At 60.9% G+C, this 10,570-nt stretch carries 6 protein-coding genes; 3 read left to right on the top strand and 3 right to left on the bottom strand.

Going from position 1 to position 10,570, the window contains the following annotated elements:
* The first annotated feature begins 565 nt into the window (after positions 1 to 565).
* From R6U20_RS12005 to R6U20_RS11995, 3 genes are all read left to right on the top strand, one after another.
* On the top strand, positions 566 to 2,200 hold the full coding sequence (locus R6U20_RS12005) for a M16 family metallopeptidase (protein ID WP_410338092.1): 1,635 nt from the start codon (positions 566 to 568) through the stop codon (positions 2,198 to 2,200).
* Positions 2,201 to 2,257: 57 nt separating this feature from the next.
* Entirely contained in the window at positions 2,258 to 4,483 is a 2,226-nt protein-coding gene (locus R6U20_RS12000; RefSeq protein WP_410338091.1) for an insulinase family protein, read from the top strand.
* Positions 4,484 to 4,710: 227 nt separating this feature from the next.
* Positions 4,711 to 5,643 carry a hydroxymethylglutaryl-CoA lyase gene (locus R6U20_RS11995; protein WP_410338090.1) on the top strand — a complete coding sequence of 311 codons (933 nt, stop codon included), beginning with the start codon at positions 4,711 to 4,713 and terminating at the stop codon, positions 5,641 to 5,643.
* 195 nt (positions 5,644 to 5,838) lie between these two features.
* Here R6U20_RS11995 and R6U20_RS11990 read toward each other — a convergent pair whose 3' ends face one another.
* From R6U20_RS11990 to R6U20_RS11980, 3 genes are all read right to left on the bottom strand, one after another.
* Positions 5,839 to 6,741 carry an MBL fold metallo-hydrolase gene (locus tag R6U20_RS11990; RefSeq protein ID WP_410338089.1) on the bottom strand — a complete coding sequence of 301 codons (903 nt, stop codon included), beginning with the start codon at positions 6,739 to 6,741 and terminating at the stop codon, positions 5,839 to 5,841.
* Positions 6,742 to 6,827: 86 nt separating this feature from the next.
* Positions 6,828 to 7,667: an NAD-dependent protein deacetylase gene (locus R6U20_RS11985; RefSeq protein WP_410338088.1), complete on the bottom strand. Its 840-nt coding sequence runs from the start codon at positions 7,665 to 7,667 to the stop codon at positions 6,828 to 6,830.
* Between the two features lie 311 nt (positions 7,668 to 7,978).
* Positions 7,979 to 10,498: a heavy metal translocating P-type ATPase gene (locus R6U20_RS11980; RefSeq protein ID WP_410338093.1), complete on the bottom strand. Its 2,520-nt coding sequence runs from the start codon at positions 10,496 to 10,498 to the stop codon at positions 7,979 to 7,981.
* Between the last annotated feature and the right edge of the window lie 72 nt (positions 10,499 to 10,570).

Genomic DNA, 10,570 nt, shown 5'->3' with positions numbered 1-10,570 from the left:
GATGAACTTAAACGTGTAGCGTGTAGGCCACTCGTTTTGTTCATCCAGCAGCGTCTTAAAACGGCCCCACGACGCGTTGCCGTCGGACATGTTCGAGAGCGCTCCGTTGCCCATTGAAAGTAAGCTCATAACAATCAGAGAATTTGCTAAAACGTGTGATGGGTACCCACATGTAGGCGCACTTCTACGGATGCAAAAGCACCAGCGTTCACATCCACCACCTACACACATCCTTGGGACGTCGTCTCCTTGTCCAGCTGTTCATGTCCTGCTTTTCGGGGTCTGATCAAAGCTGTAGAACAGCATAAAGACGCCAGCCCCCCCTGTATCGTAACAACGATTCGTCAATGAACAGGCGGTAATACGCTGTAACAATCACCAACGGCGTTTCGTATTGACGGGCGGTATCCCCACTGTGCCCTTTTAAGTGCCATAGCGTGCGGTATCGGATGCGTAATGATTGATACGTGACGTTTAAGCATGTGTGTTCATGTTTCAACACGCATACTCGGCAGGGGCCCCATTCTTATCGCCGAATCCTCCCACAACGCTCCCTTATCGTCTCATGATCCCTTCAACCTCGTCGTCCCGTTCATTGCAGCCCCTCTGGGTCGTTTTGTGTGCGGCCCTGTGGATGTGGGCCAGCCTTGGCCCTGGGGTAACCTCCTCGCAAGATCTGCTCCAACAGTTCGAGGACCGCGTCACCACCTTCACCCTCGACAACGGACTCACCTTCTTGGTGATTGAGCGCCCTGAAGCGCCGGTCGTGTCGTTTCATACCTACGCCGATGTGGGCTCGGTGGATGAGCCGTCGGGCCAAACCGGCATTGCGCACATGTTCGAACACATGGCGTTTAAGGGTACAACGCGCATCGGTACGCAAGATATTGAGCAAGAGATAGCGGCCATTAATGAAATGGAGGCCACTTATCAGGAGCTACTGCGCGAGCAGTCGCGTCCGCAGCCCGACTCGGCCCGCATCACAACGCTGCAGTCCGAGTTTGAGTCTGCTCAGGAAGAAGCCGAATCGCACATCGATGCTGGTGCCTACGACGGCCTGCTGGAGCGCGAAGGCGCGTCGGGTCTCAATGCCTTCACCAGTGCCGATGCCACCGGCTATCTCTATAGCTTACCCGCCAACAAAGTTGAACTCTTCTTTGCCACCGAGTCGGAGCGCTTCCTGTATCCTGTCTTACGCGAATTCTACACCGAGCGCGATGTGGTGATGGAGGAGCGCCGCCAGCGCACCGAATCCAACCCCACCGGGCGCTTGCTCGAAGAGTTTATAGCTGCCGCATTCAAAGCGCATCCGTATGGCAACCCGGTCATCGGGCACATGTCGGACCTGGAAACGCTCACCATTACCGAAGCTGAATCGTTCTTCGAAAAATACTACCAGGCCAACAACCTGACGATTGCCATGGCCGGCGATGTGGACCCTGACGAGGCCCGCGAACTGGCTGAGAAGTACTTTACGCGTCTGCCCGAGGGCGAGAAGCCCCTGCCCGTACTCACTGAAGAACCTGAGCAACCCGGCGAACGCCGTGTAACGCTCGAAGAACAGGCCCAACCCTTCGTCTTCGTGGGCTACCATCGCGATAGCATGCTCAGCGATGATGACCCTGTCTACCGCGTGCTGCAAGACGTGCTCACGCAGGGCCGTACCAGCCGCCTGTATGAATCGCTGGTAGACACGGGCGATGCGCTGCAAGTGCAGGCGCTGCCCAGTTTTCCCGGAAGCAAGTATCCCAGCCTCTTTGCTCTGGTCGGCGTTCCTGCGCAAGACGTGACGCCCGAGTCCATTGAGCAAGCTATCTACGACGAGCTCGACCGGCTCATTGACGAAGGCATTACCGAGGACGAACTGGAACGCGCCAAGACCCGTGTGCGGGCTAACTTGGTTCGGCAGCTCAATTCCAATATGGGACTAGCCCAGCAGTTCGCTCAGATGCAAGCGCTAACGGGCGACTGGCGCACCGTCTTCGAAAATGTGGATGCGGTAGAAGCCGTCACTGCCGAAGACGTACAGCGCGTGGCCGAGGCCACCTTCACCCGCAGCAACCGCACCGTGGGCGTCATTAAGTCGGCCGATGATGACGACGAAGACGACACATCCGAAGACGATGCATCGGAGGAAGCCATGCCGGAGGAAGCCATGCCGGAGGAGTCGTCTGACACCGGTTCTTCCGACACCGAATGACGCCCGCGCATGCCTGTTCGCCTCCTCGACTCCTTTTCGCACGCTCCTACAATACCCATGACTCAACGATTTACCTCCTGGTGCATGCTGGCTCTGGCCCTTGTATGGGCCGGTGTGCTGGCTGCTCCGGCAACCGCTCAAACCCCAACGACCACCGACTCCGATGACGACATTCCCGTGTCGGAGTACGACGTCACCGAACTCTCATACCCCGAACTGCGCGACTTCGACATTCCCGACCCCGAGCGCATCGAGCTCGATAACGGGATGACTATCCTGCTGCTTGAAGACAGTGAGCTTCCGCTTGTCAACGCCACCGCCCGCATTGCTGGAGGCGGTGTGTATGACCCTTCCGACAAGGTAGGCCTGGCCAGCGTGGCGGGGCAGGTCATGCGTAGCGGCGGCACCGAATCGCTCTCCCCCGATGCGCTCAACGAGCAGCTGGAAAACCTGGGGGCCAACGTCGAAACGAACATGGGCTCGACCTCGGGCTCTGCCTTCATGTCTACGCTTAGCGATAACGTAGACGAGGTGCTGCCGCTCTTTGCCGAGGTACTGCGTGCCCCCCGCTTCGACCAGGAGCAGGTCGATCTCGCCAAAAACCAGCAGCGCTCGTCCATCTCGCGGCGTAACGACAACCCGCAGCAGATTGCCCAGCGCGAGTTTGAGCAGGTGCTCTACGGTGAAGATAGCCCGTACGCCCGCACCAGCGAGTACTACACGGTCAACGCCATCGAACGCGCTGACCTCGTAGACTTCCACGAGCAGTATGTACACCCCGAAAACATCATTCTAAGCGTGTGGGGCGACTTCGATGCCGAGGCGATGCGTGCTCAACTCGAAGACGCGTTTGCCGACTGGACGCCCAGCGAGGAAGCTGTTACCCCCGAGCCCCCCGAACGCTCGGCACAAGACGGCCCCTCAACCAACTTCATCCCCAAAGACGATGTCAACCAAAGCACCATCCTCATTGGGCATGGTGGCGATATTACGCGCGAGCACCCCGACTATCCTGCCGTTCTTGCGATGAACGAAGTGCTTAGCGGCGGCTTTTCCGGACGCCTTTTCCAGAACGTGCGGCGCGACCAGGGGCTGGCCTATTCCGTGTTTGGCACCTACAGCGCGGGCTACGACCGCCCCGGACGCTTCTACTCTGGCGTCTTTACGCGGAGTGAGCGCACCGTTGATGCTGCCGAATCGGTCCTGGAAGAAATTCGGGGGATGCGCGAGGCTCCGCCCTCCCAAGAAGAACTCGACCAGGCCCGCAATGCCTACCTCAACTCGTTCGTCTTCAACTTCGACTCGAAGCGCCAGATTCTATCGCGCCTCATGACGTACGAGTATTACGGCTATCCCACCGACTTTTTGCAGGGTCTGGTGGATGACATGGCCGACATCACGCCCGAAGATGTGCATCGCGTAGCGCAAGAATACCTGCGTCCCGATAACACCCACATTGTGGTGCTGGGCCGCGAATCCGACTTCGAGCGCGACCTGTCCGAGTTGGCCTCCGATGGCACCGTCAACACCATCGACATCAGCATCCCCACGAGTCCACCCTCCGACAGCGAATCGGCAACGGGCACCGACGAGGAGCAGGCCGAGGGGCGCGCCATACTTAACGAAGTGCAGAACACGCTCGGCGGCGAAACCCTGGCCACGGCCAATGCACTGCGCATTGTAACGGAAACAACCGTGCAGCAGCAGGGGCAAGAGATCGTAACCGAGGGCCGAAGTACTTCAGCAACCGACGGCCGCTTTTATTTAGAGCAAGACCTGCCCAATGGTGTCACGCTCACCATTGTCGACGATGGCGAGACGCTCTGGATGCAGGTGCCGGGGCAGGGAACGCAAGAGGCACCGCCCCAGGTGCGCGAGCAGTTCGATCCACGACGCTGGCGCGAGCTTTCGTACCTGCTGGCCCGCCTCGACCACGACGACCTCTCGGTACAGTCAACCGGCACCGAAATGGTAGAGGGCACCGAACTGCGCACCGTACGCGTTGCGCCGCCGGTGGGCGATCCATTTACGCTCTATATCGACCCGGAGTCGAACTTGCCCCAGCGTATGGACTACACCGCCATGACGCAGCAAGGCCCGGCCCAACTCACCGATATATTCACGGATTACCAGGAAGTCGACGGCATCATGATGGCCTTCACCACGCGCACCCTGCGCGAGGGCGAGGAGTTTCAGCAAGCCATCATTCAAGAAGCTACCGTCAACCCTGAAATCGAGGACGGCCTGTTCTCAGTTGACGACTCCGAGGACGATTCCGAGTAACGATTGCACGACTTCACTCACAGAACGCATAGAGGCTGACCCGTACAGGGTCATTCGTGTGCACCGCCTGTCGGGCTCGTTCCGGCAGGCGGTGTTGGGTATTATGGGGACCCAGCAGGCGCCGCATTACGCTTAGCACCGATGCACCTTCGCATCGGATCTCAAGCCCCACGAAGTCGTGTATAACACTGTCTTTGTTATCCGTTCGTTACACCTTGTAGGGCACTATGGCACGCCACGACCTTTCGCCGTCGGCTCTGCCTTCGCATGTTACGCTGTGCGAGGTGGGCCCCCGCGACGGATTTCAGTTTGAGGATACGTTTATTCCTACCAAGGAGAAGGTGGCCAGCATCATCGCGTTGGCTGATGCAGGGCTGCCTCGCATCCAGGTTACCTCGTTCGTGCACCCCGACTGGGTGCCGCAGATGCGCGATGCGGAGGCTGTCTGCGCCGCCCTGCCCGACCGCGATGATGTGACGTACACCGGGCTCGTGCTAAACATGGCCGGGCTGGAGCGCGCGCTCGATACCGATCTTCAGCACGTCGACCTGTCCATTGCCACGCACGACCGCCACAGCCGCGATAACGCCAATATGACCGTCGAAGAGGCCATTGAGCAGGCCGAGCAGATGATCGGCACTGCACTGCATGCTGGAGTCAACGTACAGCTCGGCTTCCAAACCGTGTTTGGCTACCAAGAACCCGGCGATACGCCCCTGCAGCAGGTCGTGGAAATGGCCCGCCACTTCGCCGACTACGATCTCGAATCGCTTTCGCTGGCCGATTCGACAGGCATGGCCAACCCCCGCATGATTCAGGAACGCGTCACGGCTATCCAAGAGGTCGTGGGGGATACGCCGCTCGTGATGCACTTGCACGACACACGCGGGCTCGGCTTAGCAAACGTTATGGAAGCGCTTTCATGTGGTATTCACTGGTTTGATGCTTCGCTCGCTGGCATGGGCGGCTGCCCGTTCATTCCTGGCGCTACCGGCAACATTGCAACCGAAGACACCGTCTACCTGCTCGACCAACTCGGCATCGAAACCGGCGTGAACGGACACGCGGTGGCCGAGGTATCGCATCGTCTCGAAGACCTGCTCAACAAGGAGTTCGCCGGTACCATGCACCGCCTGTGGGGACGCGAGGTTATGGCGTAGTGGTGTGTCACAGGTCAATGGTTGGGTAGCTTACGCGAATGATTGCCATGCAAGGCCACAAAAGATCCCGGATCAGCGGCGCCAGGGGCGCCTTGCCTGTCCTGAACTCGATTCAGGATCTGGATGACTATAAAATGGGGATCCATGCGTTACCCTATGAATCACCTGTGACACAGCAGTAGTGCCTGCCGAGCCCTACGCATTGGCGCGATGCTTCTGCCAGAAGCGCTTCAACCCCATCGCCGCCATCCAGCTTGGGTTTGCGGTTTCGTAGCGCGTCCACAGCGGCCCTTCGACGCCGTCCGCTTCAGCTTCTGATCGGAGCCAGTCGGTCACTGCCGTCTCAATTTCGTCGTCGGTGGGATGCGATGTCATTAGCTCTTCGGTGAACGCTTCCACCGCATCCAACCGGTCGGCCAGTCGGTCGAGATGGTCTTCCGCATCCGTAAAGAGGCCGAAGTGCGTTGGCGCAATGTGGGTCAGTTCACGTGCTCGCAGCCGTTCGATGCTTGTGCGCCATGCATCCAGGTCAATTTCGGGCGGCGCCAGCGGAGGCGACATGTGCATGGAGCCGGGCAACCGCACGCCCGCTACGTCGCCCGTAAAGGCAATGCTATCAAACAGATACGCATGGTGGTGATACGCATGGCCCGGCGTGTCGAGCGCCTCCAGCGTTACATCGCTCACGGTAACGGTGTCGCCATCGGCGAGTGCGTTGAGTTGCGCTTCGGGTACCGGACGCATCTCGCCCCACAGGCGGTCCATGTCGTCGCCGTAGATGCGGGTGGCGCTTTTGAGTAGCTTGCTCGGATCGGCCAGGTGCGGCGCCCCCACCTCGTGCACATGCACCGTAGCGCCCTGCTTGGCCCACCAGCCGGCTGCGCCCGCATGGTCGAGGTGGATATGCGTCACCAGCACATCCGTCACATCCGACGGTGCAAGTCCGATGGCCTTCAGGCGCTGTGTCACCGTTTCGGTGACGGTGCCCGGCCCGGTTTCAATAAGCAGCGCCCCCTGGGCGTGCGGGATGCAGAACACCGCGATGGCTTCGGGCACCGCCTGAAAATGCGTGTCGATGAGATGAATCCGGTCGAGCATAAGGTGCGCGGAAGCTGTTCATAAGCAAGCGGATAACGCATTACGAACGCCGCCCCAATTCGGTTGCGGAAGACGTGCATCCTCCGCTACAGGTCCAGCATCTCGGCCAGCGTTGGCAAGATCGTGCCCGTGCGGCCGTGTAGACGCAGCCGAGCGTGGGCATCGCCACGGGTTGGCCCCAGGTTGATGATGCCAACCGGACGCGCTTCTTTGACAGCGCGACGCACAAAACGGAATCCGGAGTACACGGCCAATGAGGAGCCCACCACGAGCAGCATCTCGGCATCGTTGAAGTGATCCCACGCCGCATCCACCTGAACGCGAGGCACTGACTCGCCGAAAAAGACCACGTCGGGCTTGAGGATGCCTCCACAGCGCGGGCACCCCGGCACGTGGAACGACGTGGTGGCTTCATCGGGGAGCACCGCATCGCCGTCGGGTGCGAGGGTGGCGGCCTCGGGGGGCCAGCCGGGGTTGACTTGCAGGAGGCGGCGCTGGTATGCGGTGCGGTCGGTGCGGCGTCCACAGCGCAGGCAACGCACATCGGCCAGTGCACCGTGCAGTTCGACGACGGCATCGCTCCCCGCAGCCTGATGCAGCCCGTCCACGTTCTGTGTGATGACGCCGGTCACGTAGCCCGCCGCCTCCAACCGAGCCAGCGCCTGGTGGCCCGCATTCGGACGGGCGGCGGTAAAGCGCGGCCACCCCACGCTGCTACGTGCCCAGTACCGGCTACGCGCCTCGGCATCCCCAACGAACTCCTGATACGATATGGGGGCCCGCTCGCGACGGGGCGAATCGGGGCCTCGATAGTCGGGGATGCCCGATTCGGTGCTCACGCCTGCCCCGCTCAATACCACCGTGCGGCGCATGCGCATGAGGGCTGCCAAATCCGACAACGCTTCTGATACGATAGCCTTTCTCATTGGTGGTACGAAAGCGTATTGCAGTGGGTATATTGCATCGTTTGTCTTCGTACCCACCGCTTTCCGGTGCGTTGCACCACATTGCGCGTTCCGGCGGCAGGCCTCCCGTTCGCGTGACCTGAGATGCTTCACTTCGTTCGGCATGACAGGCTTCGTGGGAGGATGATTGCAGAGCAACTATCAAAATGAGGATTGACAGAGCAGTACGTTGATTAGCAGCGTTTGGTATAACTCCGAGGCGGTTTCGTGGGGGCGACAGCCGCCTCTCTTGACCACAGCCGGAATCCTGATAATGACCCAATGGGTGTATTCTACGCCGCCACCGCCTCGCGCTGGGGCTCGGCGTCGGGAAGATCCACATCAGCACCCACATCGAGCGGGGGGGTGAAGCCGCGCAGACGCAAGGCGTTGCCCAGCACGAAGAGACTCGACAGGCCCATGGCCGCTGCGGCAAACATGGGGTTCAGGAGCACGCCAAATACCGGATACAGCGCGCCTGCCGCCACGGGCAGTAGCAGCGTGTTGTAGATGAACGCCCAGAACAGATTCTGCTTGATGTTGCGCAGTGTGGCGGTGCTCAGGGCGTATGCGTTGGCTACCCCTCGCACATCGCCGCTGACGAGAATGATGTCGGCGCTTTCGATGGCGATGTCTGTGCCCGTGCCAATGGCAATGCCCACGTCTGATTGCGCCAGCGCGGGCGCGTCGTTAATGCCGTCTCCCACAAACGCGACGGAACCGCCTTCCTGCAGGCGCTTGATGGCATCGACCTTTTCGTCGGGCATGACTTCAGCGATGACGGTGTCGATGCCAAGCTCGTCGGCGATGGCCTGGGCGGTGTGCTCGTTGTCGCCAGTAATCATGGCGACGCGCAGTCCGCGGTCGTGCAGGGCGCGAATGGCTTCGGGGGTGGAATCCTTGATGGTGTCAGCAACGGCCAACACGGCTACGACCTGGCCATCCATCGCGGCGAAGAGTGGCGTTTTTCCAGCATCGGCCCAGGGCGAAGCCGTCTCGGCCCATGCATCCAACGAATACCCCAACTGCTCCATGTAGCGGTCGGCGCCCACCTGTACAGTGCGGTCTTCGACTGTGCCAGACACGCCCATACCGGGCTCCGCCTCGAAATCCTCGGGATCGGGCAGCGACAGGTCGCGCTCCTTCGCGGCGCGCACGATGGCTTCGGCAATGGGGTGCTCTGAGGACTGCTCCAGTGCGGCAATGAGGCGGAGCATGTCGGATTCATCGGCGTCGGTGGTAAGGTCGGTGAGCTCGGGGGTGCCTTTGGTGAGCGTGCCGGTTTTGTCGAGTGCGACGGTTTCGACCTCGCGAAGCTGCTGCAGGGCTTTGCCTTCGCGGAAGAGCACACCCATCTGCGCGCCTTTGCCGGAGCCAACCATGATGGAGGTGGGCGTGGCCAGTCCCATAGCGCAGGGGCAGGCAATGATGAGCACCGACACCGCGGCCACGAGCGCCATAGACAGGGCGGGCGCGGGACCGACGACCATCCACACGCCGAACGTGACGGCGGCAATCGTCATCACGGCGGGCACGAAGTAGCGCACCACGCGGTCGGCCAGATCCTGGATGGGCACCTTCGACGCCTGTGCCGCCTCGACCATGTCAATGATCTGCGCGAGCACGGTATCCGCTCCCACGCGCGTGGCCTCGAAGCGGAAGCTGCCCGTCTTATTGATAGTGCCGCCCACGACCTCGTCGCCTGCGGACTTCTCGGCGGGCACGGGCTCGCCGGTAATCATGGATTCGTCGATGTAGGAGGCCCCGCGCAGAATGGTGCCGTCGACGGGAATCTTCTCGCCGGGACGCACAATGACGGTGTCTCCGGGCATCACATCTTCCACCGGAATCTCTTCCTCAACCCCGTTGCGCACCACACGGGCGGTGCGGGCTTGTAGCTCCAGAAGCTGCTGCATGGCCGCGCTCGTACGCCCCTTGGCAATGGCCTCCAGATACTTGCCGACCAGGATGAGCGTGATGATAACCGCCGCGGCCTCAAAATAGATGTGCGCCGTGCCCTCGGGCAGCACATTCGGCAGAAACGTAGCTACGACCGAGTAGCCGTACGCGGCTGAGGCGCCGAGCATCACCAGTGTGTTCATATCGGGCGCCCCGGCTTTGAGCGCGGGCCAGCCTTTCTTGTAGAAGCGCAGTCCGGGTCCAAACTGCACGATGGAAGCCAGCGCAAAGAACACAATGTGAAGCGTCTGCTCCGACACCAGATCCATGACCCATGCTTCGAAGGATGGAATCCACATAGTGCCCATATCGAGCAAAAACAGCGGGATGGTGGCCGATGCGGCAATGATCAGCTGGCGCTTGAGCGAGGAGCGTTCTTGCTCGCGTACATTACGTTCGGCCTCGGCGCGGCTCTCGCCATCAGAAGACTCCACGACCTCGTATCCGGCGTCTTCGACCGCCGTGCGTAGGGTAGCAGCATTTACGCTGCCGGGGGGATGCGTAACGGTGGCGCGGTTGGTGGCCAGGTTGACCTCGGCCTCGATCACGCCGTTCACGTCCTCAAGCGCGTCGGCCACGCGGCCTACGCAGGTGGCGCACGTCATGCCCTGCACCGTGAGCGTGGAGGTGGTGGTGGGCACCTCGTACCCCGCGTCTTTGATGGCCTCAACCAGTTTCGAAGCGCGGACCTCTGTATCCACCTGAATGGACGCGCGGTTGGTGGCCAGGTTGACTTCGGCAGCACGCACGCCGTCGAGTTCCACGAGGGCATCTTCCACGCGCTGTACGCACGAGGCACAGGTCATACCTTGCACGGGCAGTTCAATCGTGTGCAGGTTAGTTTGCGTAGACATAAGCAGGTACAGGTGGATTCGAAGGGCAAGCGCGCTGGGCGAACCCGTTACCGCGATCTCGACGACCACCAG

Source organism: Longimonas sp. (assembly GCF_046498435.1).
Classification (GTDB): Bacteria; Bacteroidota; Rhodothermia; order Rhodothermales; family Salinibacteraceae; genus Longimonas.
This window is presented reverse-complemented; position numbering and strand designations above follow the sequence as displayed.

What these genes read in the sequence shown, in the direction of transcription:
- R6U20_RS11990 (WP_410338089.1), bottom strand. Translation starts at nt 6,741, where the DNA reads ATGCTCGACCGGATTCATCTCATCGACACGCATTTTCAGGCGGTGCCC.
- R6U20_RS12005 (WP_410338092.1), top strand. Translation starts at nt 566, where the DNA reads ATGATCCCTTCAACCTCGTCGTCCCGTTCATTGCAGCCCCTCTGGGTC.
- R6U20_RS12000 (WP_410338091.1), top strand. Translation starts at nt 2,258, where the DNA reads ATGACTCAACGATTTACCTCCTGGTGCATGCTGGCTCTGGCCCTTGTA.
- R6U20_RS11980 (WP_410338093.1), bottom strand. Translation starts at nt 10,498, where the DNA reads ATGTCTACGCAAACTAACCTGCACACGATTGAACTGCCCGTGCAAGGT.
- R6U20_RS11985 (WP_410338088.1), bottom strand. Translation starts at nt 7,667, where the DNA reads ATGAGAAAGGCTATCGTATCAGAAGCGTTGTCGGATTTGGCAGCCCTC.
- R6U20_RS11995 (WP_410338090.1), top strand. Translation starts at nt 4,711, where the DNA reads ATGGCACGCCACGACCTTTCGCCGTCGGCTCTGCCTTCGCATGTTACG.